23 protein-coding genes are annotated in these 23,777 nt (G+C 43.8%); 19 read left to right on the top strand and 4 right to left on the bottom strand.

Annotated features, from left to right (window positions below; genetic code table 11):
• The first annotated feature begins 553 nt into the window (after nt 1-553).
• The 5 genes from MHI32_RS19045 to MHI32_RS19025 all read left to right on the top strand — a co-directional run bounded on the left by MHI32_RS19045 (nt 554) and on the right by MHI32_RS19025 (nt 8,216).
• Nucleotides 554-1,174 carry a hypothetical protein gene (locus tag MHI32_RS19045; RefSeq protein ID WP_076301644.1) on the top strand — a complete coding sequence of 207 codons (621 nt, stop codon included), beginning with the start codon at nt 554-556 and terminating at the stop codon, nt 1,172-1,174.
• A 403-nt stretch (nt 1,175-1,577) separates the two neighbouring features.
• The gene (locus MHI32_RS19040; protein ID WP_340010547.1) at nt 1,578-4,154 is read left to right on the top strand and encodes a glycosyl hydrolase; all 2,577 of its coding nucleotides are present in this window, start codon (nt 1,578-1,580) and stop codon (nt 4,152-4,154) included.
• Nucleotides 4,155-4,558: 404 nt separating this feature from the next.
• Nucleotides 4,559-5,608: an iron-siderophore ABC transporter substrate-binding protein gene (locus MHI32_RS19035; protein ID WP_340010546.1), complete on the top strand. Its 1,050-nt coding sequence runs from the start codon at nt 4,559-4,561 to the stop codon at nt 5,606-5,608.
• A gap of 1 nt (nt 5,609) precedes the next feature.
• Nucleotides 5,610-6,386, top strand: a complete 777-nt coding sequence (locus MHI32_RS19030) for an IucA/IucC family C-terminal-domain containing protein (protein ID WP_076307712.1) — start codon at nt 5,610-5,612, stop codon at nt 6,384-6,386.
• A gap of 108 nt (nt 6,387-6,494) precedes the next feature.
• The gene (locus MHI32_RS19025) at nt 6,495-8,216 is read left to right on the top strand and encodes a helix-turn-helix domain-containing protein (RefSeq protein ID WP_340010544.1); all 1,722 of its coding nucleotides are present in this window, start codon (nt 6,495-6,497) and stop codon (nt 8,214-8,216) included.
• A gap of 93 nt (nt 8,217-8,309) precedes the next feature.
• Here MHI32_RS19025 and MHI32_RS19020 read toward each other — a convergent pair whose 3' ends face one another.
• Together MHI32_RS19020 and MHI32_RS19015 are read right to left on the bottom strand one after the other, a co-directional pair.
• Nucleotides 8,310-8,531, bottom strand: a complete 222-nt coding sequence (locus tag MHI32_RS19020) for a helix-turn-helix transcriptional regulator (RefSeq protein ID WP_076127127.1) — start codon at nt 8,529-8,531, stop codon at nt 8,310-8,312.
• Between the two features lie 60 nt (nt 8,532-8,591).
• On the bottom strand, nt 8,592-8,810 hold the full coding sequence (locus MHI32_RS19015) for a helix-turn-helix transcriptional regulator (protein WP_340010541.1): 219 nt from the start codon (nt 8,808-8,810) through the stop codon (nt 8,592-8,594).
• A 105-nt stretch (nt 8,811-8,915) separates the two neighbouring features.
• On the opposite strand from MHI32_RS19015, the gene MHI32_RS19010 reads away from it, so the two are divergent.
• The 3 genes from MHI32_RS19010 to MHI32_RS19000 all read left to right on the top strand — a co-directional run bounded on the left by MHI32_RS19010 (nt 8,916) and on the right by MHI32_RS19000 (nt 11,500).
• Nucleotides 8,916-9,218, top strand: a complete 303-nt coding sequence (locus tag MHI32_RS19010) for a DUF6809 family protein (RefSeq protein ID WP_076100341.1) — start codon at nt 8,916-8,918, stop codon at nt 9,216-9,218.
• 1,013 nt (nt 9,219-10,231) lie between these two features.
• Nucleotides 10,232-11,224, top strand: a complete 993-nt coding sequence (locus tag MHI32_RS19005) for a hypothetical protein (RefSeq protein ID WP_076316296.1) — start codon at nt 10,232-10,234, stop codon at nt 11,222-11,224.
• Nucleotides 11,225-11,239: 15 nt separating this feature from the next.
• Complete coding sequence (locus MHI32_RS19000; RefSeq protein WP_036688642.1) at nt 11,240-11,500, top strand: helix-turn-helix domain-containing protein; 261 nt, start codon at nt 11,240-11,242, stop codon at nt 11,498-11,500.
• Between the two features lie 24 nt (nt 11,501-11,524).
• Here the strand turns inward: MHI32_RS19000 and MHI32_RS18995 are convergent, their stop codons facing one another.
• Entirely contained in the window at nt 11,525-12,358 is an 834-nt protein-coding gene (locus MHI32_RS18995; RefSeq protein WP_076127116.1) for a MurR/RpiR family transcriptional regulator, read from the bottom strand.
• Between the two features lie 181 nt (nt 12,359-12,539).
• On the opposite strand from MHI32_RS18995, the gene MHI32_RS18990 reads away from it, so the two are divergent.
• The 4 genes from MHI32_RS18990 to MHI32_RS18975 are packed head-to-tail and all read left to right on the top strand — an operon-like array spanning nt 12,540 to nt 16,805.
• Complete coding sequence (locus MHI32_RS18990; RefSeq protein ID WP_076127114.1) at nt 12,540-13,418, top strand: cell division protein FtsQ; 879 nt, start codon at nt 12,540-12,542, stop codon at nt 13,416-13,418.
• Complete coding sequence (locus MHI32_RS18985; protein ID WP_340010540.1) at nt 13,411-15,153, top strand: energy-coupling factor transporter ATPase; 1,743 nt, start codon at nt 13,411-13,413, stop codon at nt 15,151-15,153. The genes MHI32_RS18990 and MHI32_RS18985 overlap by 8 nt, the downstream gene beginning before the upstream one ends.
• Entirely contained in the window at nt 15,140-15,973 is an 834-nt protein-coding gene (locus tag MHI32_RS18980; protein WP_340010539.1) for an energy-coupling factor transporter transmembrane component T, read from the top strand. Before MHI32_RS18985 ends, MHI32_RS18980 begins: the two co-directional genes overlap by 14 nt.
• Nucleotides 15,974-16,007: 34 nt before the next feature.
• Nucleotides 16,008-16,805 (top strand): PHP domain-containing protein, encoded by a 798-nt coding sequence (locus tag MHI32_RS18975; protein ID WP_305953529.1) that lies wholly within the window; start codon nt 16,008-16,010, stop codon nt 16,803-16,805.
• 308 nt (nt 16,806-17,113) lie between these two features.
• Here MHI32_RS18975 and MHI32_RS18970 read toward each other — a convergent pair whose 3' ends face one another.
• Nucleotides 17,114-17,338: a hypothetical protein gene (locus tag MHI32_RS18970; RefSeq protein ID WP_340010538.1), complete on the bottom strand. Its 225-nt coding sequence runs from the start codon at nt 17,336-17,338 to the stop codon at nt 17,114-17,116.
• A gap of 170 nt (nt 17,339-17,508) precedes the next feature.
• Between MHI32_RS18970 and MHI32_RS18965 the strand changes: the two genes are divergently transcribed.
• The 7 genes from MHI32_RS18965 to MHI32_RS18935 all read left to right on the top strand — a co-directional run bounded on the left by MHI32_RS18965 (nt 17,509) and on the right by MHI32_RS18935 (nt 23,769).
• Nucleotides 17,509-18,348 (top strand): DegV family protein, encoded by an 840-nt coding sequence (locus MHI32_RS18965; protein ID WP_036688632.1) that lies wholly within the window; start codon nt 17,509-17,511, stop codon nt 18,346-18,348.
• A gap of 155 nt (nt 18,349-18,503) precedes the next feature.
• The gene (locus MHI32_RS18960) at nt 18,504-19,211 is read left to right on the top strand and encodes a response regulator transcription factor (RefSeq protein ID WP_170914177.1); all 708 of its coding nucleotides are present in this window, start codon (nt 18,504-18,506) and stop codon (nt 19,209-19,211) included.
• Nucleotides 19,189-20,607 carry a HAMP domain-containing sensor histidine kinase gene (locus MHI32_RS18955; RefSeq protein WP_076182735.1) on the top strand — a complete coding sequence of 473 codons (1,419 nt, stop codon included), beginning with the start codon at nt 19,189-19,191 and terminating at the stop codon, nt 20,605-20,607. The genes MHI32_RS18960 and MHI32_RS18955 overlap by 23 nt, the downstream gene beginning before the upstream one ends.
• Before the next feature lie 41 nt (nt 20,608-20,648).
• A complete protein-coding gene (locus MHI32_RS18950; RefSeq protein ID WP_076306638.1) occupies nt 20,649-21,755 on the top strand; it encodes an AI-2E family transporter in 1,107 nt (368 codons plus the stop codon).
• A 28-nt stretch (nt 21,756-21,783) separates the two neighbouring features.
• Nucleotides 21,784-22,134 carry an Asp23/Gls24 family envelope stress response protein gene (locus MHI32_RS18945; protein WP_076127105.1) on the top strand — a complete coding sequence of 117 codons (351 nt, stop codon included), beginning with the start codon at nt 21,784-21,786 and terminating at the stop codon, nt 22,132-22,134.
• Nucleotides 22,135-22,214: 80 nt separating this feature from the next.
• A complete protein-coding gene (locus tag MHI32_RS18940) occupies nt 22,215-22,592 on the top strand; it encodes a hypothetical protein (RefSeq protein ID WP_036688624.1) in 378 nt (125 codons plus the stop codon).
• Between the two features lie 160 nt (nt 22,593-22,752).
• Entirely contained in the window at nt 22,753-23,769 is a 1,017-nt protein-coding gene (locus tag MHI32_RS18935) for a S66 peptidase family protein (RefSeq protein WP_076304591.1), read from the top strand.
• The last annotated feature ends 8 nt before the right edge of the window (nt 23,770-23,777 follow it).

Genomic DNA, 23,777 nt, shown 5'->3' with positions numbered 1-23,777 from the left:
TACTCTAAGATATCGATATGAAGAAAAACAATGAATTTATTTGATGAATCTTTTAAGAAGAATAGAATCTATATTCCATCAGTATAATACTGGAAGTTATTTGCTAGATGATTTTCTAGGTCATGGTAAGTAAGTATATCTACATATTTATCAGCCCCAGTGCTAGTTCAACGGTATGAAAACGAAAAGCCAGCTGTAGTGTTGCCTGGGCTTAACAAATTAGTAGGCCCATCTAAATCCGACTTCACACGTTTTGCAAAACAATCGAATAGAAGGCACATGCAGAAAGGTTTTTTTCTCAAACATTGGCAAATTTCTTAATCTCAGAATGCTGATATTCCTTTTACGATGACGTTTAACGGTTTTGCATCTGCTCTATTCTTTGTGGGTTGTTTGGTAGGACTTACAACACTATAGGATTAGCAGATATTTTTCTGTGTTTAACCTTTGTTTACTTCGTTAAGCACTGATTATGGCTTTGAGCCATCTTTTGAGTTGTAAATTATATTTCGTTTTTTCAATAGTGTTTTTAAAATTATTAAGGAGAATTCCGATGAGTTACTACAAATATCTAACTGAATTGTATGAAATTTTTGCTGAAAATATTCGTACTTCGAACGTGATGTTCAATGCTAGTAACCCTGTAATGGTGTCCATAGAAACATTGTCTATACTAGTATCTGAATGTCTAGTTGAAGATATAAAATATGTGATAAAATTTAAGAAGCTGGATTATCCCAAAAGATATGTAGACGCGTTAATTCGAAATATGTGTGAACAAACTATTGAGTACATTTACGTAATGAAAAATCAACACTTGTTGGATGAGTATTTCGGGAAAAACCTACCGGAAGATTGTGAAGAGATAGGGGCAGGTCCAGAGGTATTTGAGTTTTTTCGTCAAACAGGAGGTGCAAGGTTTAATTCGGTTACAAGAATAAGTGTTCGTAAAATGGCGATGAGTATTGAAGAAGTAGACACTACTGATGAGAAAATTTCATTGTATACAATATTCGCTAATAAGGCTGAGTTGGAGCATAATTCTTACTTTAATCATATATTTGATATTATTGATGAAATTGAAGATTTTAAGAGTCAAGATTTAGATGATATTTTTGTTGCACATATTATAAATGCCTTTTTAGAAGTTTATAACTCTGTTGATTGTGGATAGTTTATTCTTCAATGGGAAAATATCCTAGGAGAAGGAGCCGTAACCACAGAGTAGCTCAAGAAAAGTCATGCGTTGGCTGCAAAACACACATAATCTGGTGAATCGATCTTGATCTGAAGACAGTTTTGTTATCGTGAAGAGCGACAACAAAACTGTCTTCTTTTTTGGGTATAACTACTTATTGACCCACACGTACCTGTCATTGATGGGATGTTTGGGTGAATCAATAGTAAGAAGCTTCTGCCAAAGGAATTGGTGGGAGTTTTTTTGCATGTGGAAATTTTCTCGATTTGATAGATTTACAAAATATGGAATATATGCTATCTTATCTATGAAAGCGCATCCAATAGATGGTATATTGAACTTTTATTTACCATATTTAACATAGGGAGGAAAGGTGGAAATGAAAAATTTGCTCAAGAAGGCAATCACAATGATGCTGGCATTTACTCTGCTACTTGGATTTATGACAGCGCCGCCCGTTCATGCAGACAACGCACTTTTCACAATTGAAAGCGAAAACGCTCAGCTCACCTCCGATCTTCAAGTGACGACCCAAATTTACGGACAGCCCAAACCCGGATACTCTGGAAGCGGATTTGTCTGGATGCAGAATTCCGGTACAATTTCCTTCACAGTGACTGTTCCGGAAACTGGCATGTATACGATCTCCACACGTTATATGCAGGAGCTCAGTGCTGACGGCAGGCTTCAATCTTTAGCCGTTAACGGCGTTACGAAGGGGTCGTATATGCTGCCCTATACGACCACATGGTCGAATTTCGATTTTGGCTATCACAAGCTGAATCAAGGCAGCAACACTATTCAACTGAAGGCTGGCTGGGGTTTCGCTTATTTTGATACCTTCACGGTGGATTATGCCGATCTTGATCCCCTGGATGTGCAACCTGTCCTCAGCGATACTCAAGCCACTCCGGAAACTCAGCTTCTGATGGATTATTTAACAGACGTTTACGGCAATCATATGATCTCTGGTCAGCAGGAGATTTACGGAGGCGGAAATGACGGCAATTCCGAGCTGGAGTTTGATTGGATTCACAATTTAACGGGAAAGTATCCGGCCATCCGCGGATTTGATCTGATGAACTACAATCCGCTTTACGGCTGGGAGGATGGTACGACCGCCCGGATGATCGATTGGGTGAATAACCGGGGCGGGATCGCGACAAACAGCTGGCATATCACTGTACCCCGAGATTTCACCGCCTATCAGCTCGGGGAATTTGTAGATTGGAAGAAAGCCACCTACAAGCCGACAGAAACCAATTTTAATACAGCCAATGCGGTAGTTCCAGGTACGAAAGAATACCAATATGTACAACTGGCCATTGGGGATTTGGCGGAGCAACTGCAGATTCTGCAAAATAACAATGTGCCGGTTATCTTCAGACCCTTCCATGAGGCGGAGGGCAACGGTGGATTGAATGGAGAAGGTGCATGGTTCTGGTGGGCTTCGGCAGGCTCGGAGGTGTACAAGCAGTTGTGGGACCTGCTCTATACTGAACTTACAGAAACGTACGGTCTGCACAATTTGATCTGGACCTACAACAGCTATGTGTACAGCACTTCTCCCGCATGGTATCCCGGCGATGATCAGGTGGATATTGTAGGCTATGATAAATACAACACGATCTATAACCGCTATGACGGTTTGTCTGGTGTGCCTAATGAGGACGCGATTACCTCGATTTTCTATCAGCTTGTTGATTTAACCGGCGGTACGAAAATGGTAGCCATGACGGAGAACGACACCGTTCCAAGCGTTCAGAATCTGACAGAGGAAAAATCGGGCTGGCTCTATTTCTTACCGTGGTATGGTGAGCATCTCATGAGTTCCGCCTTTAATTATCCGGCTACCTTAACAACGCTGTACCAAAGCAATTATGTAATCACGCTCGATGAGCTGCCTGATTTGAAGGTTAACAATCCAATTCCAAGTGCGTCTATTACACCTGCAAACGTCGAATTTGATAAAAATGCCTCCAATCAGAATGACAAAGCCATCACCGTGAATTCAAACGGCAATACGTTAACCGCTCTCCGGGCAGGCGCAAATACATTAATAGAGACTCAGGATTATACCTTGAGTGGAAATACGCTGCTGCTCAAAAAAGCATTTCTGGCGACACTGCCGGTTGGCGAGCATTCGATCATCTTTGATTTTAATAAAGGACAAGATCCCGTATTAAAAGTGAAAATTGTCGATTCCACACCGAGCGCATCCATTGCGCCCGTGAGCGCTGCATTTGATAAAGCGGCGAATCTAGCCCAGGATATTTCCGTAGCCCTTACCTTAAATGGACACCAGCTTGCAAGTATCACAAATGGAAATTCCACACTTTTAGCGAGTCAGGATTATACGGCATCAAGCGCTGCTGTTGTTCTGAAAAAATCCTATCTTTCCACGCTGCCGCTGGGACAGAATACCCTAACCTTTCATTTTAATGGAGGAAATAATGCTGTTCTTACAGTGAACGTAGCGGATAGCAGTGTTCCAGTACCCACTGGAGATTTGACGGTCCAAGCTTTTAATGGCAACACAAGTGCCTCCACCAACGGGATTTCACCCAAAATCAAAGTAGTCAATACCGGTGATTCAGCGATTCAACTAAGTGATGTGAAGGTCCGGTATTACTATACGATTGATGGCGAGAAAGATCAGAGTTTCTGGATCGACTGGGCCAGCATCGGAAATGCGAATGTAACCGGCAATTTCGTTAAGCTGGCGACTCCTGTTGCCAGTGCAGATTATGTTTTGGAAATTGGTTTCACGAGTTCGGCTGGAACACTTAATCCAGGTCAGAGCGCAGAAATTCAAACCCGTTTCTCCAAAACCGACTGGTCCAATTTCAACCAGGTTAATGATTATTCGTTCAAGGCATCCAGCAGTCAGTTCATCAACAATGAACAGGTCACCGGGTATATGAATGGTCAGCTTGTGTGGGGGATTGAGCCGTAAGCTTTTAATGAAAAAAGGTATCTTTGTGTAATACAAAGATACCTTCTTTCATTTTGGGAAGAAGCAGGGAGTGCAATGGAAGAACCATTTCTGAAGTAGCCAGATTGCTCGATGATCAGTTTCTGGAGAAGGAAAAGCTTGAATTGAGCGAGATTACCATCGACTGTGTTGGCTATTTTCAGAACAGGAGCAAAGAAATTTTTGTTAAAATTAGGGATTTAGGTGCTTCTGTGGAATTTTTGTAGCCAGCCGCGATTCTCCTGAGTCGTTCCTATGGTGTGCAATGTCGCATTAATCCGGCTGCAATGTCGCAAAAGTACATGGAAATAGAGTATGAAGATAGATTATACTCGCTTTATTGATCTGATAATGAAAATCATTATCATACATAAGGGGGAGTCAGCATGAAAAGAACAAAGAAGAGGCAAGCAACCGGTAGAAAGGTAGATGCTGCCCAAAAAGCAGGACTATTAATGATATGGATGATGGCACTGATACTTGTGCTAACGGCTTGCGGTACTGGAGGAGGCGCAAATACGGGCACTGCCGCACTGCCATCTGCTTCAGCCGAGCCGTCACCTACATCTGAGACACAGGCTCAGACTGCAGCCTTCCCGGTTACCATCTCGCATATGAAGGGCGAATATACGCTGACTGAGAAGCCGAAGGTCATTGCCGCGCTTGATGTGAAATTTGTCGATCAATTGTTAGCGATAGGCGAGCATCCGGCAGGCAGCGTTGTAGCTGGAGCGAAGGATGCAAAGTTTCCAGAATATTTAAGTGAACAATTGGGTGATGTTAAGGTCCTGGGCACACGCGATGAGCCCAATCTTGAAGCTATTGTAGCGATGAATCCGGATCTTATATTGATGACCGACTTTCAGGAGCAGGTGTATGACAGCGTCAGTAAAATAGCGCCCACAATAGTACTCGACTTCTATGAAGATTGGCGGGATACATCGGCTACCATCGGTATGATAACGGGAAAGCAGGCGGAAGCGAAGGTAGTGCGTCAAGCCTACGAGGACAAAATCGTCGGACTGCGGGAGCAGCTGTCGGCGAAGCTGGGCGACGAAACAGTAGCTCTGATTCGCCCAAGACCGGAAGGTATTCGCGTACACGGTCCCGAACATCGGACCGGAAGCATTCTTTATGAGGATTTGGGATTGAATATCCCTACATTCGTTCAGGAGATCAAAGATGATACCTCCGTTGAAATTTCGATGGAGACCATCGCTGATATCGGAGCAGATCACTATTTCCTGTTATCGGATGAATTGTTTGCCAAAGAGGCAGAGGCAATGGCGAACAGTCCGGTCTGGAAATCTCATGATGCCGTTAAAAATAACCGTGTATACAATGTGAATTCAACGCTATGGATCGCTTATTATGGGCCAATTGCCCTCAACATTATTGTAGATCAAACCGCGGAAGCGCTGTTGGGATCGCATTAAAATGGACAACTATCTGTCGTCTGTCACCTGGAAGCAAATGGCGGAGGAATACCGTCTGTGGGTAGGTGAACCGCCTGAAGGCAACGTTCGGACAATTGCCCTTAGCCAGTTGCACGAAGAAGCTGCATGCCGCGAGTATGTAAGCTGGCTTAAGGGTTATATCGGTGCGCCTGATATGCAGGTTGCCGCTTCCATGCTGGCCAAGCGGATCGGTTATCTGTGGATCGCGCCGATGCTGACCGCTATGACCCTTCATAACCGGGAAGTCTCCATCCCGCTGGAGAACAGCTTCCTCTATCATCCGGCTTCCCCAGCTTTTAAAGGGGATACGCGTTTTCCTTTCCTTGCGCTGAACGGGCTTCGAGCGACGGCGGCACCGGAAGACAGGGAAGCGTGGCGAGAAGAGATCGTAGAGGAAATTTTCGCGGTACGTCTTGCGCCGCTGCTGCATACGCTTGCTGCAATTGGTCCCGTCTCCATGGCAGTACTTTGGGAGAATATTATGGTACGTATTGCTCCGCTGTATTCTCCTAGAACAGGTGAATTAGGGCAAGAAAGGCAACGAATACAAGCAGATTTTGCCTTCCTGACCCGGATAGCTCCCGGACAATTGTTCGGCGCAAGACGCAATCCATTTACCCGGTTCACAGAGAACAATGACCTAGCTCCGGTTGCAAAAAAGAAACGTATCACCTGCTGTTTTTATTACAGGATGTCGGCGGAATATTGCGGGAAATGTCCGAAAATTGACAATGAGAATGAATCTCAATTAAAATGACAACAGCAACGCACTCACTTATGTTGCGGACGCGCTTTCACTAAAGCATGTAATCCTATTCGAGTGCGCCCGTTTAACAGAGGATGCTATTGTCAGGAGATGAGAGAAATGCCGCTGAAAGAACAGGCAAGTTTATGGAGTGATACAACGATCAAGATGCTTGATGTGCGCAGCGGTACTTTGCCACCCGGCGGCGTTATGAGCGAAACCGGATTAACAGCCAATGTGTTGCTGCTGGCAGGCGGCGGGGAAGGTAGGCTTGTGATGAATGGCGAAATTTGCCATATCCAGGCCTATTTCGCTTGTCACGCAGTCAAGGGATCAGCATTTACTTTGACTGCTGGATCAGAAACCATTCATTATACTGTTATTATATACAAGGCTTTTCCAATGTTGGGGGCTGCCCATGTTCTGTTTCCGCAGCGCAATCACCCATTACGAACTTCATTTGTTCACCGTCCTGTGCTCCTGGCTGAACTGCATCAGACTGCGGAACAAATCGAAGCCAAATGGAGCCGGGGCGAAGGGCTGGAGCGTTTCCATGCGAATGCGCTACTGCAAGGAATGCTTTACGAGCTTATTATGGAGTATGAATGTGGTCAGAAAGGCACAGAGGCGGATATGGTGGATGTTGTCGCTGCCTATATAGCGGGGCATTATCGTCAGGAGCTGGAGCTTAAGGAGCTGGCAGCGCTTGCCGGATGCAGTACAAGACAGTTACAGCGGCGATTCAAACAGGAGAAGTTACTAGGACCGATGGAATATGTAATCCAGCTGCGGATGGAGAGTGCCGAGCGGATGTTGCGTCATACGGATGCTCCCATCGGCGAAATTGCAGAAAAAACGGGCTATCGCGACATGTATTACTTTAGCAGGGCATTTAAGAAATATCACGGAGTTCCCCCGCAGATCTACAGGCGCACTGCTGCTTCAGGGATCGGTGCTCTCTCAGCATATTCTGGGCTGCCGGATCGCCTGGCCTCATCGTACCAGTCGCTGCAAGGCCCGGTAATTTGTCATATGCGAGGCGAATATTGCGTCACCGCTTCTCCGAGGCGTATCGCCGTACTCGACGTTCAATATGCAGACCATTTGCTTGCGCTTGGGATATCTCCGGCAGGGAGTGTAGGAACGGGTAGTGCAGCGTTAAAATTCCCCCAATATATCAGGGAAAGGCTTAAGACAACGGAAATGCTCGGAACTTATGAGTACCCGGACCTGCAAGCTGTTGAACGGCTGCGGCCGGATTTGATTGTCTGTACTGAGGTGCATGCTCAGCATTATGAACGGTTAAGCCGGATTGCGCCAACCCTAATGTTTCAACGGAATGAGAGCTGGCAGACGATTCTGGGCCTGTTCGGTGAATTGACGGACAAGCGGACAGAGGTGGAGCGTATTATTGCGGATTACCTGCGCCGAACAGCATTGCTGTCTGAGCAGCTTGCAACGGCGCTGGCGGGTCAGAGCGTGGCCTTGATCCGTCCGCGTGAGTCGCTGGTACGGGTGCATACTGCCTCCCATCGCACAGGTGCCGTGCTGTACCGGGATCTTGGTCTGCCAGCTCCTCTATTTGTCGCAGACACTTCCGACACGGCTTATCATATTACAGTTGATAGACTGCCGGCTGTGCATGCCAGCCATTATTTTTTACTTAGTAACGAGATGATGCAGGAGGGGGTATCTGCGACAGAGCAACGCGTCCGAGGGATGTTGGATTCCGATGAGCGGCCGTATATATACCCGGTAGATGCCGCTACATGGATCGGCTGCTACGGACCGACAGGTATCAATTACATTGTGGATCAGGTAGCCCGTACCTTGCTGGCCTGAGCGTATCTAAGAGAATCCCCTAATTTCAGGCTATTTTTAGCCTAAACGTGAACAGCTCCTGTGATTATCACAGGAGCTTGTTTGTGCTGCGGATTATTTTTTGTTGGGATAGCATTTAGAATTATCTGTCTGACCTAAAATATAGTCGATGCTTACTTTATAGAAATTAGCTAGCGTGATTAAAACGGCGCTCGGAACATCCAAATTTCCATTTTCATAGCGGGAGTAGGTGGCTTGTGTAATATGTAAAAGCTCCTCTATTTGTTGCTGTGTCAGATCTTTGTCTTCGCGTAAATCACGGATTCCTGTGTACAATGCTCATCAGCATAAGAATGAAATCCTTTGAAAACTGCGATATCTACTCATTCTTTAAATTTAACTTTTAGAGTAAGGAGTTTTTTGGTTCGTTCTGTTTAGTAAATAGTCAGTACTCGTCTTATGATAATCTGCTAGCTTAATCAGAATGGCCGTGGGAATATCAACATCACCGCGTTCATAATTACTATAAATCCTCTGGCTGCATTGCAAACACTCTGCCATTTGGGTTTGAGTTAAATCTTTATCTTCACGCAAATCTCGGATACGTTGATACATACTAAACACCTCCAAGGCAAGCATATCTTAGCGAATTATTCGCTATTAATTTTTAGCGATAAATTCGCTAAGATGATTGAAGAGATGATTTGGGAGGGATGACTGGTGAGTCTTTTGGAGGATTTATATTACGGGAAAATCTGTCCAAGTGAACTTTTGTGTTTACGCGATCCCGAGTATATACAGAACTCCAAGCTAATCTCAGAGTTTATGGACATCCTAAAAGCAAAGTTATCTATAGAAGACTTTACTATGATTGAACAAGCCTTGGATCTGAGTGGCATGCAGAACTCTATCTCATCCGCTTCCGCCTATACTCTCGGATTCAGAACGGGGGCTGCTATGATAATAGAAGTATTAGAACATAAGGATGAACTTATACACTCTAAGGGAGAAGCTATGTCTTGAAAAAATAAAGATAGAGCTATTAGAGGGTAGAAATCGAGAAGAGGAGAACAAAAATTGAACAATATCATTCCAAACCGCATATGTTGATAGACGAACTTCTTCAGGCAGAAAGTTGGGGCATTATTCAAGCGAAGTTGGTTCCTGCTATTAAGGAAGCTATCGCTATGGGAGAGGTTGAAAAACTCTCTAAACTTAGGACTAAGTTTCCATATTCTTTCGAAAATTCATTAAAGCATTTGAAAAAAGCGGAGCGGGAATTCATTCGAAACGGATGACGGAAGTGGGGGGAACCTCTTAACATCCGCTGGTTATATGAAAAAGATAATTTGACGATCAGTTTTACCGTAGTGAGAAACTAAGCCAGTCGGAGGCGTAGTTGATATACCGATTAGCTCTCTTTCTTCGCTTAGGACGGATAAAAATATCGGTATCGGAAGCAGTGAAAAGGATATCATTGCAGCTATCCCTGAGGCATCCCGCAGCGAAAAGAAAGTAGATGGTGTTGTTAACTATTGGGTGAACGTTACCAAGCTTGACGAAGGATTCTATCATCCTTCCCTTGCCTTTGTCGTCAAAGAAGACAAGGTTGAAAATCTAGAGTTAACCAAATTACTTATTGATCTGAGTGAATAAAGAAGGCAGGCTCACATGGCCAGCCTTCTTTATTTAGCTTTACAAGGCGACTTCTTTTTTGTGACCAGCCGGATGCTCCAATTGCTTCATTGGCTGCATAAATTCCCGTTAGAACTGATCCTCCTGTTTCTAAGATACCCTGGTTGATTACCGGAAGCAGCTTATAGCCTAGGGTCTTTTTTTTGGTGCCTGTAAAATCGGGGCTTGACCATTAAGGGCAGGGCTTTCTTTACGTTATTCCAGACCATTGACAATTATTGTAAAGATGGTGTATTGTAAGTGATAAGTAGTAAGTAGTAAGTAGTGAGTAAATTAAACGCTCACCATACGGAATAAATATCATCCTGTAAATACGAATTAATGGATAGGGGTGGATGGTTATGATGGATCTTAAATTAGCACCAAGTTTTTCATTGATCGCGCTTAATGCACAGAGAAGTCTTCAGATGACTACTGTCAAGAAAGTGTCTTTGCGCTGCATGGCAGCAGCGGTTATATTGGAGCTTTACTTAGAGGGATGTTTTACACAATCTGAGAACAAGTTAACTTTGCACAAGGAAGCACTTGATCAATCTCATTCAACACTCTATAGAGAAACTGTTCTACAATCCTTACTTCATAATAGTGCTGAGGTGAAGGGTGATCTAAATTGGTGGTTAAAGAAGGCTTCGAGGAAGTCTAACCATCAATTAAAAAAGTTCGAAACCGCGATTTCAGATTATCTTCAAGCAATGAATTTGCTTGAAGATATACCAAGCCTGATAGGGAGCGACATGTATTTTGATTCTGCTGAAGTTGAAATTAGAGCCTATCGCAGTAATATGGAGGCGTACACGAGCATTACAGAGAATATGCGGGCAGAGATTTTGGAAGAGGGCCCAGTAACAGATGAGGTCATTTGTATGCTATGGCTACTTCGTGAATGTGGATGTATGCATGATTTCTTCTCGCTGAACGAATTAGAAGAGGTGAATATCAAATTACATGATCTATACCAAAGTAACTTATGGGCAAAGGCGCTGTTTCCTATACAAATTCGCCAGGGAGTTGAGTTAGGTATCAAACGTTTTTTAGCATTGAAGACAAAGTTTGCGAAGACCTTTATCGGCAGTAGTATCAATCTTATCTTCCCTGCCCTAGAGCGATCACGAGCTGTCTTTATAGAAACAGAGTCCTGGTTTGATAATTCTAATCAAAGGTTAGACGCAGTTATTACAAGATTAATGTCCTATGGACATGAAGTTAAGGTGCTGGAGAGAGGATCGATTGCGACTCTTAAAATTGATAATTTGCTCTACGATGCGATCCCACATTTTGTAATGATGAAAGTGCCAATTCAAGGTGTGCGTCTTATTCCGAAGCGCCCGCTGTAAAGGAGTTGGTTATCAATGTCTAGACAACGATCCATGGAGAATATTATGGCGTCAGAATATGTATCGATAGGGGAATTAGTAAGAATCACAAATGCTCGTTATAGTACACTCAAACATTATACAGAAGAAGGCATGCTGCCCTTTGAACAGGCAGAGGAGAATTTAACACGCAGATATAAAAGAGAAGAAACCGTCGCGCGCATTCTTTGGATCAAAGAAATGAAAGCAAACGGTTTATCTATCCCACAAATTAAAGAAGCTTTAGGAATGAATTAAATTCCCCTTATCCTTGCAGTCAACCTAACTCCGTGGGAGCTTCCCCCCATACTGCGCGCGCAATTGCTGCAATTTATCCAGCTTGCTTAGACTACTGTCCCTATTCGCTAATCCCACTCCAAGGATCAAATTCTCAATAATATAAGTGGGGCCTACCATGGAATGGAACTCCCAAACCTCACCTCTCCCCGCATAAAGCACGATATCTGCATCTTGGGATCGCGGGTAGACAAGTCTATCTGTGATCAGGATGACCTGGTAATTTGCTTCACGTGCATGGTTCAGTATGACTTCAATCTCAGGCAGTATTTGCACAAATCCAAAGACAAGCAAGACATCTTGTTTGTCAGCATGCATTAAGGTCTCTAGCAGCTCATGGCCGCTGGGGGCCATTTTTTTCATTTGAAGACCAAAACGCGCCATTCGATAGATCATTAGCTCTGCTAATCCGGCGCAAGGGCCAGGGCTGTATACATAAATAATCCGAGCTGTAGATATCGCATCTACTGCACGCTTTAGTACATCGTCGCTTAAATAGCGGCGTGTTTCTTGCAAATGATGTGAACAATTGTCCAGCAGCAGTTGAGGGAGTGAGGTATCGTCTGATCGCTGCATGGCATCACGCATTTTTACAGAAGGTGTGGATTCAAAGCGGAAACGGAGCCGGTTTTTAAAATCTTTGGCATGTTTGTATCCCGCAGCTTTCCAGAACCGTGAAACGGAGGCGATGCTCAAATGCAGCTCGTCTGCCATTTCTTGTTCGGTCATATAGACCACACGTTGCTCATTTTTTTGAATAAAGTCGGCAATTATCCGTTGATTAGGCGAAAAAGCGCGGTGGTTCCAATCTTTATACAATCTCTCAATCCTCCTATGATGATGCGATAGATAGAATATAACGTGTGAATATGTTGTAAATATTTTTACAACGTTAAAAATATTGAAAAAAATATTACTCTCATTTAACAAATGAAAAAAGCTGTGATGACATGGCCTTCTTATAATGAAGATAAATTCTTATTGGGAGGCCAAATATTTCATGAGCACGATAAAAACGCGTTACACACTGACTCAGTCACAAAAAATGATGATTTTTGTACTGTCGATGTCGCTTTACGGGTTGTCCAATATGTTTACCGAGCTAGTGCCTGGGATCAAACTGGGCCCGATTGAATTATCCATTGAATATTTCGCCTTCATTCCTTTGACATTATGTATGTTGTTTCACCCCTTATATGCGGCGGTCGGAGCAGCTGTTGGTGAGGTAATCTTCGGGGAATTGATGTTAGGCCAATTTGGAGGTTTAGGGGAGCTGGAGAAATTCATTACCTTCTCACTGGCGATGTATACCGCAGGCCGCATGGTGTCTGATCCGAAGAATCGTAGACAGGTTGGAGTGGCTGCGATTACCGGCGTGGCGATTCACCAGTTTTTTAGCTCCGTTATAGATATTGTGAAGGTATGGGTAGGGGTAGAAGAGCTAGAGGCTGTTAAAGGACTGGCAGAAAGTATCGTTGTAATTGAGGGAGTAGGGTTCTTGAATGATGTCCTCTTCTCCGGTATTTTGTTCGCGCTAATTCCTACTATGTATCTGGTTCCGCGTTTATATGGAAAAATTGAACCATTGCTCGGCATGAAGCCACGTGAGCGGAATATGAAATATGCAACAGGAGCATGGCTATCTCCTAAGTTGGTCATTGCCGGAACCTTTCTAGTGATGGTAGCGGTGGGTTCGGAATTGTTATCGGAATCGGGCTGGAACTTCGGTGATTTTGAGCTTGCAGGCGCGGAATCGAATGAAAAGACCTTGATTTGGCTCAGTATGTTGGTAGCGGCTGTTGTAGCGGCAACGGCGATTATTGCACTGCTTCGGCGTTCGGCACGAAAAAGACAGGAAGCGGGTCAAGCAGATGCGTAATACAATTCTTGAATTGAACAAAATTAACTTTACGTATCCGGGAGCTGAACAACCAGTACTGCAAGACGTAGACTTACGACTGGGAGAAGGGGATTTTATTGCGATCATCGGCAGTAATGGCTCCGGGAAATCTACTCTCTGCAAATGCTTTAACGGCTTAATTCCACATTATTACACTGGTGATTTCAGTGGAGAGGTGACAGTTTGCGGCCAATCTGCGGATGGAAAAAGTGTAGCAGAGCTGTCCAAGCGTATCGGTTATGTTTATCAGGATTTCGAGAATCAATTGGTACGGCCGACGTTGCTTGATGATGTGTCTTTTACACCTCTGAATTATGGATTTACGGATTACAAGGAACGGGGAGAGCGTGCGCTGGCGTTAACCGGACTTAGTGACTTGAGGCACGAATTTATTTGGCAGTTAAGTGGTGGGCAAAAACATCTGCTCGCTCTGGCCGGAGCACTAGCTATGGATCCGGAAATTCTGGTGATCGACGAACCCGTAGCCCAGCTGGATCCGCAGCATGCCCGTCATATCTATGATATTTTGCAGCGTTTGAATGAGGAGCATGGAAAGACCATTGTAGTGATTGAGCATCATGCGGAATTTATTGCGGATTATTGCAAAAATGTTGTCCTGATGGATCAAGGTAAAATGCGCTGGCAGAAGCCTGTGCGTGAAGCTTTGTCATCTGTACAAGAATTGCTAGAGCTGGGCATATACCCACCGGATGTGACCCGGGCGGCTTGGCTGCTACAGCCCGATGATCAGAAGACAAGGCGGCTTCCCTTAAATGCTGAGGAAGGCAGTACCCGCATGACGCTTCGTCAGGTTGCCAAGGAGACACTTCCAATCGGACGTATGCAAGAGCAGCTCCCCACAGCTGCAAAAGAAGAAAATTCTATCGTTCAGCTGGAGAATGTTCACCTCTCTTACCGTACGATTCATAAGGTGCTGCATCCTGTACTGAATGGAATTCAGCTAGAACTGGGGCGGGGAGAGTCCATTGCTCTTATTGGCAACAACGGAGCAGGTAAATCTTCATTAATGAAGCTGATTGCTGGTATTGTCAGACCTACAGCTGGAACCGTAAAGGTTAAAGATATGACGGTGAACGGACTGCCGCCTGAACGTCTCTCCGGTACGGTAGCTTACGTATTCCAGAATCCGGAGGAAATGTTTATCGAGGATTCTGTGCGTAAGGAAATTGCTTATTATCTGAAGGCGCGGAAACTACCAGATACGGATGGAAGAGTGGATGAGATGCTAAAGGCATTTCGCTTAAGCGAGCTGGCTGAACGGGATGCCCGACTGCTAAGTGGAGGGCAGCAGCGCCGGGTATCCTTGGCGATTGGTGCCGCGGTTAGGCCTGCTATCATGTTGCTTGATGAACCGACAGCTAATCTGGACATTTCGACCAAACAAGAAATGGTACATGTGCTGGAGACGCTTCGTAATCATGTGAAGACGGTCGTCATCGCAACACATGATATGCAGCTTGTCTCTGAATGGGCCAGCAGAATAATTGTAATGCATCAAGGGCGGATAATTGCGGATGGGACGAAGGATGAAATTTTCGCTGACGGCCTTCTTTTACGGCGTGCGGGTCTGGCCCAGACTCAATTGATGGAGCTAAGTCGTATGCTCGGTCTCCCAAGAATTTGCAGTAGCTTAGAAGAGTTTGTGAGTTTAGTGGAAAAGAAGGAGGTAGCTGCAATCCATGGAAGCCGTTAAACGGGCACTTGACCGTATATCTGTAGAACAAATCAAATTGGAGTTACTCGGGACCGCATATAACAGCAGCAGCACTTTTCTGGGCAGGCTGGATCCGCGAACCCTGCTGCTCTGGTATCTCTTTTTTGCCATCGTGCCTTGGTTTGTACATAACCGGACAATCCTGTTAGGGATGTTCGTGCTTATGGTTTTAACGACCGTCCTCTCCCGGGTCAGCCCCTATATTATTTTTATATTATGTCTCGGCTTAATCAGCCAGATTGGCTGGATGTTTATATTGTCGCTCTTTTTCGGTGGGGGGATTGAATCCTTGCTGCCTATGCTGACACTGACGCTTAAGCTTTCGGTGATTTCGCTGGCGAGTATAACGGTTTTCTCTAGTCTTGATCCGGAACGACTTAGTGACGGCTTACTGTCTTTAGGAATCCCTGATACCTTTGCATTCAGCTTATCTTATGGCTATCGTATTTTGCCTACTTTACTAGAGGAATTCCATCAGATCCTACTTTCCTTTAGATTGAGAGGGCAACGACCGCTTCAACATGGAATTTTCTATTGGCGAACAATAACGTATTATTTCCGAATCGTCATTCTGGCATTTTACCCGCTCATGTTGAACACAGCTAAACGTTCTCGAACTACGATTGAAGCACTTGAGACTCGGGGATTTAGCTACGGGCTTAATAATAAGAAAGTGAAGAAGATCAAGTTATCTTATTTGAAAATGAAGCGGTCCGACTGGTACTTTTTATCCGGATCCACTGCTTATGTCATCTTGATATTCTGTATTGGTTATCTCTACCCAGAACTGGTGTATTAACATAACTTACAAGCTCAAAGGAGACGAATTAGACATGATGAATATTGATCTGCATACCCATGGTAAATTATCTAAGAAATCTACGTTTTCCCCCGAATATTTTGCGGAGATGATGTTCGAAGCCAAGGCAAATGGATTACAGGCTGTAGCATTGACCGAGCATTTTAATACTTCTAATTTCTTTGCGATGTATGATGCGCTGGATCAGACTTATCCCTATAACGGGCATTATTACGATGTGAACGGACTTAAACTGTTTCCAGGCATGGAAGTGGATATCGCGGAGACAGGTCATATCCTGTTGATCGGACTGAAGGAGAATGTTCTAGCTGTCCGCGCTTTACTAGATGAGCATACGCAGGAGGGGAATTTCATACCGTTTAAGCAGTTGCTTGATATGGCCGATGAACATAATCTTTGGAAAATCGGAGCCCACCCCTTCCGAACTTCTACGCCTTTACATCAACTGGATCCGGCATTGCTTCAGCGATTAGACGCTTTTGATTTCAACGCTAAGGATATTTACATGCAGGGGGTGGAGACTTATAAGAACCTGATCACGCCCTTTGCTGAGAAGTTGGGTGTGCCTGTGATTGCTGGCAGTGACAGTCATCAGTGTTTGCAATATGGCAGTGTTGTGAATCGTCTGCAAGACTCCTGCTCAACTGTGGAAGAATTGAAGGAAGCTATCAAACAAGGGAACTATGAAATAGAGGTTTCTCCGTGTCTTCATACCAAAGTAAAGGCTTCGGTAATGATGAAAAAACTATTGAAGCAGTTAATTGGCGAAGCCCCCTCCAGAGATGAAGCGGAGTTAGGATATATGGCGTAGAAAATAGAAGAGGGTTGTTCCATAAGCCATGAAATGATGAAATGGCTACTGGGACAACCCTTTTTGTTGTTCGCTGGATTTCATTACTTTTGCATGTACAAAGATAACTATCGGACACAGATGACCTTAAACGCAGTTTTATTCCGCATTTGGGATGCTAACGGACTCCATAGCCACTAATGGCACGGAAAACACCATATATGAACCTCATTCTACGGAATAACGGCTCTGGAGTCCGAAACTCTGCTCAAAAGGCTGGAAATTTGCCAATAACGTCATCTGGGTCCTCAAATCTCAGAATGTATGAATTATCGTTTGTCTTTCGAATCTTTATTGCTGACTCGGGTGGGTCTGGTCACCCAATTCGTGCGATTCATCGGTTTTACGGTATCAATTCTTGAATTGGAAGGTTCATTCGAAGGTTCTGTAGATTCAGTTTCAGTAGAATCTGCACCCTCTTGATCTACAGTTTTTTTCCTCGATAGTCCTGTACCATCATGTTTGCCTCTGTTCCATACTCTACCCTTACTCATACATACACTCCATTTCTATACGCTTATTCATAAACCATATCATATAAGGATAAGTTAAGGAAGAAAGACATAACACAGATCGAAGAATTTTTCAAGTTATAAAGGTTACTGGAGATTTCATTTTATGGTGGCTATAATAGTACTGATATTGAAAGGAGAGTACTTATATTATGGCAATCAAGATCATAACAGACAGCGGTTCAGACCTACCCCTTGACTACATGGAGAAGTATAATGTTTCCGTGATCCACCTACCGGTTCATTTTGGGCATGAGTTAATGCCGGCAGATACGGACACGAAAAGCTTTTATGCTCAAATGCGCGAATCCAAGGAGCTGCCTACCACAGCTAGTCCAAGTCCCAACGAATTCCTTGAGAAGTTCAAGCAAGTGGAGGAGGGAACTGACATTATGGTCATTTGTATGTCCTCTAATATTAGTAGCACTTATCAGACAGCTATGATTGCTATGGAAATGTATAAGGATGAAGGACATACCAATGCAATAGAGGTTATAGATTCCAAAAACTTCTCAGGCGGGCTGTCATTGATTGTCGGCCTGGCGGCGCAGTGGTCCTTAACTTGTTCAAGCTTGCAAGAGCTCAAGGAAAAGGTACTTCAGCAGATAGAGGAAGTTAACGCTTATTTTACGCTGGACACTCTGGAGAATGTAATGAAAGGCGGACGTCTAAGTCGGCTCTCGGGAGCCGTAGCGTCTGTACTCAATATAAAGTTGCTGCTCAAAATCAGCGAAGAAGGCACTGTCGAAGTAGTGGAGAAGACCCGGGGTCTTCCAAAAGCACTGAATCGTCTGCTAGCGCATTTGGATGAGAAGCAGCATGATTACGAGAAAGCGGTTATCGCTATTGTACACAGTAATTGTGAGAAGCTGGCACTCGAGATTAAAGAACGCATTTTACTAAAGCATCCCTTCAAAGAAGTCTTGCTCTCTAGCATGGGGCCGGTTATGGGAACCTATGCTGGGGAAGGCGGAATTGGCGTAGCTTTTTAAAGTAGTGATCCTCACAATCCAGACAAATTACGATCGTACATGGGACGGTTTCCCGTGTGCGATTTTTATTTTATTACTATGTGATAATTTAGCTATTCTTTAGATTGTGTTTAGGCTCTGTTTATAATCACAGAATATAGTTAGATGGGGGGATTATCATGTATACAATATTGATCGCTGATGATGAAGCAGAAATTGTGGAATTGCTAAGATTATATTTAGAGAAAGAGTACAACATTTTGGAAGCAAACAGTGGTACTGAAGCCTTAACGCAGGTACAGAACCATAAAGTTGATTTGGCAATTCTGGATATTATGATGCCGGGTCTGGATGGACTGCAATTATTGAAAAAGATCCGTGAGGTGCATCATTTTCCAGTGTTATTTTTATCCGCCAAAAGCGAACATCATGACAAAATTCTGGGTCTTGAACTAGGAGCCGACGATTATATTTCCAAACCGTTTAATCCATTAGAAATAGTAGCCCGTGTTGGAGCACTGCTGCGGCGTGTACATCATTTCGATGCGCAAGTCGTTGAGGAAAAAGAAGCTGAACAGATTGTATTAGGTGAATTAATGCTGGATCAAAGCCAGTGTCTGCTTTATCGTTCAGGTGAACCTGTGGTGCTTACTTCTACCGAGTATAAAATTTTGGAACTAATGATGAAGCAGCCTGGACGAGTCTTCACACGCAAAAAAATATATGAGGCCGTGTGGGAAGATTTCTATGTGTACGAAGATAATAGTATCATGGTACATATCAGCAATATCCGGGAAAAAATTGAGGAAGACTCCAAAAAGCCAGTATATTTAAAGACTATTAGAGGGCTGGGATACAAAATTGAAGCGCCTATGGAGCAATAGAGATCAACGACCTTTACAATCATCGCTGACGCTGGATTTTTTGTTGTTTATCTGTATTTTGTTTTTTCTCGTGATTGTATATTATTTGTTTATTAATCTTGATGTGACCCATATTTTTGAAAAAAATAAAATCGCTGATCCTGATTTGAAGGTGGAAGCTAGTGCTTATCGAGATAATCTGGAGCATGGGATAGAAACCAAACGTCTTCTGCGTAGCGGGGGATGGATCGAGGTCTTGGATCAAGACATGAAGGTCACCAAGGTTGTTGGAGAAAAAAAAGACGGTGTAACCCAATATACCAGTAACCAGCTTTTAAAAAGTTTGGAAAATGGAGAAGATCAAGCTTACTTTTATTCGTTGACCACGCTAAATGCTCAGAGCGAATCGGAGTGGCTGCTGCTGAAGCTGCCGCGGGAAGCTATCACCATCACCATTAATAGTGATCCCTTCGTGGCCTACTTTAATCATTCGCTTTCATACTACGTCTTTTTGGGTGTGGGAATGATTCTTTTGCTAATTATCGTGTACAGCTATTGGGTGGCGCGGCGAATCAGGAAACCACTGCGTATCATCACGCTTGGATTGAAGCAGATGATTCAGGGGAATTATGATACTCGAATCGCTTTATATGCAGAGAAGGAATTTTCGCAAATTGGAGAGACTTTTAATTATATGGCAGACGTAATTGAAAAGACGACCAAAGAAAAACGCCAGGCAGAGGAAAGTAAGAAACGGATGATGGTTGATCTGTCCCATGATCTGAAGACGCCGATAACGAGTATACAAGGCTTTGCCCAGGCGCTTGTAGAGGGTAGAGGCGAGGATGAAGAACGCCAAAAAAGATATTTAAGCTATATTTATAATAAATCCTCACAGGTTACTAAGCTGATTCAGAACATGCTGGAGCTGTTAAAAATAGATTCACCGGATTTCTTGCTACGAATGGAACATCAAGAACTGGGCGAATTTATTCGTGAAATCATTGCAGATACCTACGGAGAGATTGAACAAAAGAACTTTGTTTTGCATCTAAATGTTCCCGAAGAGGATGTGTTCTTGAACTTTGATGCGGAGCTGCTCTCGAGTGTGGTTCATAATTTGATCTCCAATGCACTGATCTATAATCCTCCAGGTACACATTTGCGTGTGGAGGTGATTCCTTTGGAGAAAGAAGTCACGATTGAAATCGCTGATACTGGAGTGGGTATTCCAGAAGAGCTGTGGTCCACAATGTTTGATCCGTTTGTTCGGGGAGATAAAGCGCGGACAGCTTCGGGAGGGACAGGGCTAGGTCTCTCGATAGCTATGAAAAATACAGAGAAAATGGGGGGTACGCTTCATCTCAGTCGCCGAAAGAAGGAACCTACGGTATTCACCATCCGGATTCCGAAATAACGAGCTGGAAGACATCCAAATCAGAAGACGGGAGAGAAAGTATGGCTAAACTGAACAATTTCATCAAAGTTTGTCTAGCGATTCTTTTAGTGTTAGGCATTGTATTTTTAGGCTCACGCGTAGATTTTTTATTCACACCGATCCTGTCTTTGTTCAGTGTCATTATAGTGCCTTTAATGCTGGCGGGTTTCTTTTATTACTTGCTGCGGCCACTGATCGATACCTTGGAGAAATATAAGCTGAATCGTTCTTTGGCGATTATCATCGTATATGTAGTTATTTTAGTGCTTCTGTTTGCTTTTATTATCGGCGTTTGGCCTTCACTTCGCACACAATTAGTTAATTTCGTCGATAATATGCCGAATCTCATTGCCTCCTTGAATCAACAGCTATTGAAACTAGAAGATAATGAATTTCTGTCTGCGTTGATCCCTGCTGATGCGAATCCAGCCTCCACATTGACGGATTATTTGAATAAAGGGTTTACGCTGTTAACGAATTACGTATCAGGATTGTTCTCTTTTGTTTCGAATTTCGCGATCATTTTATTCACCTTTCCGATTATGTTATTCTACATGCTTAAGGAAGGTGGGAAATTCGGACGTAAGATTGTAAGTTTCTTTCCAAAGAAGTATCGTGAAGAAGGAACTACAATGATGACTGAAATCGACAGTGCGCTTAGTGGCTTTATCGTGGGCCGGGTGCTTGTTAATTTAGCCTTAGGCGTTCTGATGTATATTGGTTTCCTTATTATCGGCCTGCAATATGCATTGCTGTTGACTGTAATCGCAGTTGTGATGAACTTCGTGCCTTTTATTGGTGCGATACTGTCTAGTATCCCTATTTTCATCATCGGATTCATTCAATCGCCGTCTATCGCCGTCTGGTCCATCATCATTGTTCTGGTAGCGCAGCAGATACAGGATAATTTAATCGCTCCCTACATCTTTGGGAAAAAGCTCGATATTCATCCACTGACAACGATTATCCTGGTATTAGTTGGCGGTGATTTAGGCGGGATCATTGCGATATTGCTGATTATTCCGCTGTATATGATTGTTAAAATCGTCTTGACCAAGGCCTATTATTTGTTTGTCAAGCAACGCCGGGTAGAGATAGAGGTAGAGGAGAGTCCTGATATCTCTTAAGTTAATAAAACATTATGGAGGGATTTCTATGAATGAAGGAACGGAGCAAGGACTAATTCATATTTCAGATGATGTGGTGACTTCGATCGTCGGGCAAGTGGTTCTGGACACACCGGGTATTGCCGGCATGTCAGGAAGCAGTATCTCGGACAACTGGGCTAAACGTCTAAGCGGTAAAAATGTAAAAAAAGGAATGTCCGTTGAAGTAAAAGAAGTGGATGTTGCCATCGATCTTCAGGTCATAGTTAATTACGGATGTGTGATTCAAGAGGTCTGCTATATACTGCAGCAAAATGTAAGAAATGCTGTTGAAAATATGATGGGACTGTCTCTAGTTTCTGTAAATGTTAAGGTTGAGAAGGTCGCTCTGCCATTCTAAGAATAGCCCATTTAATAGGCACCGTAATCTAGGCTTCTGCATAGAATGGAGCAAATCCATTTACGGAGGTCAGAACATCCATGTCGACATTTAACACTGGGCAGCAACAGAATGTGATTTATCAGGCTGATCCTGCTGTGATCCGGCACCTGCACGGTGTCCGCGATTCCCTACATCAATCTTGCAAGCCATACCTTAACCATAAGGTGAACGTACAGACAATAGATGGCTTTGTACATGAAGGCGTTATAGCCGGAGTAGATAATAAACACTTGTATCTGAACGTTGCAGCTAATGGGCAAATGCCCCGAGGGTTTTACAACCCTCATCAGCCTTATCATCCTCATCCGGGCCCGGGACCTGGCCCATATCCAGGACCTTATCCAGGTCCCCCATACAATAATAATGTGATTTTACCGCTTGTGTTGTTTGAACTGCTTGCTATCTCTTTAATCTAGTGTTTGGGTTTAATTGAAGAAGGACATGTGCAGGATTTGCGGTCATACGTTGACGCATCCCGCCAGGTCCTTTTTTTGTAGGCGTAAAGTATGTGTTAGAAGAAGGTGTTCTCATTATCACTTTAGGGATATAATGGGTACAAACTCTGGGAGGTGGCATATGATTAGATACCCTTTTTTGAAAAAGAATGCGACGATAGGCGTTACAGCACCTTCATCTGGAGTAGGCATTCAAAATGCAGAACTACTAACACTGGCCTCCAGCCGGTTGAAGTCGCAAGGATTTAATGTCATTATCGGCGAAACGGCATGGAAGCAAGATAAGGCTAAATCTGCACCAGCCAATGTTCGTGGTCATGAGTTTAATGAGATGATCAAAGATGATGGAATCGATGTCCTTATTCCGCCTTGGGGCGGGGAATTGTTAATTGAAGCTCTGGAATTTATTGATTTTGATGCTTTGCAGGACAAATGGATCGTGGGATATTCAGATATAAGCGTCTTGCTGCTTGCGGTCACGCTGACAACCGGGTTGGCTACTGCCCACGGAGCGAATCTCATTGATTTACGGGGAGAGTATTCGGATGATACTACAACCCTCTGGCAGGCGGTTCTAGAGACACCAGTGGGTGGGTCCATTGTGCAGCATTCATCTCTTAAATATCAGCGGGAATGGCAACATGATGTGCCCTCGCCATGCGTTTTTCATTTGACAGAGGAGACTTATTGGAAGTCTCTAACTACAGATGCTGTAACGATGAAAGGACGTCTGTTGGGTGGTTGTATAGATGTAATTAGGCATTTGATCGGCACACCTTATGGAAAGCTCCAGCATTTTCAGCAAGAAATGATTCATGACGAACCTATAGTTTGGTATTTGGAAAATTGTGAATTGAACACAGCGGATTTACGCAGATCTTTAGTGCAGATGAAGCTGGCAGGGTGGTTTGAGAATTGTTCGGGGATTATGTTTGGCAGAAGTCCAGCTAATCGGCCTGTGGATAACTATACTGCCGAGGATATCTATGCTGAACTATTTGAAGAGCTTAAGGTACCGATCGTTTATGATATCGATTGTGGTCATGTCCCGCCGCAGGTTACTTTTATTAATGGAGCTTATGTAGAAATTGAAGTGGCAGACGGAGTAGGGACGGTAAAGCAATATTTCTATGAATAGCGTTATAT

This window comes from Paenibacillus sp. FSL H7-0690 (assembly GCF_037980415.1).
Classification (GTDB): domain Bacteria; phylum Bacillota; class Bacilli; order Paenibacillales; family Paenibacillaceae; genus Paenibacillus_AQ; species Paenibacillus_AQ odorifer.
Note: the sequence above shows the minus strand (reverse complement) of the source record. Positions and strands in the feature narration are given on the sequence as shown.

What these genes read in the sequence shown, in the direction of transcription:
- MHI32_RS18975 (WP_305953529.1), top strand. Translation starts at nt 16,008, where the DNA reads ATGATGAATATTGATCTGCATACCCATGGTAAATTATCTAAGAAATCT.
- MHI32_RS18945 (WP_076127105.1), top strand. Translation starts at nt 21,784, where the DNA reads ATGAATGAAGGAACGGAGCAAGGACTAATTCATATTTCAGATGATGTG.
- MHI32_RS18980 (WP_340010539.1), top strand. Translation starts at nt 15,140, where the DNA reads ATGGAAGCCGTTAAACGGGCACTTGACCGTATATCTGTAGAACAAATC.
- MHI32_RS19005 (WP_076316296.1), top strand. Translation starts at nt 10,232, where the DNA reads ATGATGGATCTTAAATTAGCACCAAGTTTTTCATTGATCGCGCTTAAT.
- MHI32_RS19035 (WP_340010546.1), top strand. Translation starts at nt 4,559, where the DNA reads ATGAAAAGAACAAAGAAGAGGCAAGCAACCGGTAGAAAGGTAGATGCT.
- MHI32_RS19000 (WP_036688642.1), top strand. Translation starts at nt 11,240, where the DNA reads ATGTCTAGACAACGATCCATGGAGAATATTATGGCGTCAGAATATGTA.
- MHI32_RS19045 (WP_076301644.1), top strand. Translation starts at nt 554, where the DNA reads ATGAGTTACTACAAATATCTAACTGAATTGTATGAAATTTTTGCTGAA.
- MHI32_RS18950 (WP_076306638.1), top strand. Translation starts at nt 20,649, where the DNA reads ATGGCTAAACTGAACAATTTCATCAAAGTTTGTCTAGCGATTCTTTTA.
- MHI32_RS19030 (WP_076307712.1), top strand. Translation starts at nt 5,610, where the DNA reads ATGGACAACTATCTGTCGTCTGTCACCTGGAAGCAAATGGCGGAGGAA.
- MHI32_RS18940 (WP_036688624.1), top strand. Translation starts at nt 22,215, where the DNA reads ATGTCGACATTTAACACTGGGCAGCAACAGAATGTGATTTATCAGGCT.
- MHI32_RS18935 (WP_076304591.1), top strand. Translation starts at nt 22,753, where the DNA reads ATGATTAGATACCCTTTTTTGAAAAAGAATGCGACGATAGGCGTTACA.
- MHI32_RS19025 (WP_340010544.1), top strand. Translation starts at nt 6,495, where the DNA reads ATGCCGCTGAAAGAACAGGCAAGTTTATGGAGTGATACAACGATCAAG.
- MHI32_RS18985 (WP_340010540.1), top strand. Translation starts at nt 13,411, where the DNA reads ATGCGTAATACAATTCTTGAATTGAACAAAATTAACTTTACGTATCCG.
- MHI32_RS19040 (WP_340010547.1), top strand. Translation starts at nt 1,578, where the DNA reads ATGAAAAATTTGCTCAAGAAGGCAATCACAATGATGCTGGCATTTACT.
- MHI32_RS19015 (WP_340010541.1), bottom strand. Translation starts at nt 8,810, where the DNA reads ATGTATCAACGTATCCGAGATTTGCGTGAAGATAAAGATTTAACTCAA.
- MHI32_RS18965 (WP_036688632.1), top strand. Translation starts at nt 17,509, where the DNA reads ATGGCAATCAAGATCATAACAGACAGCGGTTCAGACCTACCCCTTGAC.
- MHI32_RS18970 (WP_340010538.1), bottom strand. Translation starts at nt 17,338, where the DNA reads ATGAGTAAGGGTAGAGTATGGAACAGAGGCAAACATGATGGTACAGGA.
- MHI32_RS18990 (WP_076127114.1), top strand. Translation starts at nt 12,540, where the DNA reads ATGAGCACGATAAAAACGCGTTACACACTGACTCAGTCACAAAAAATG.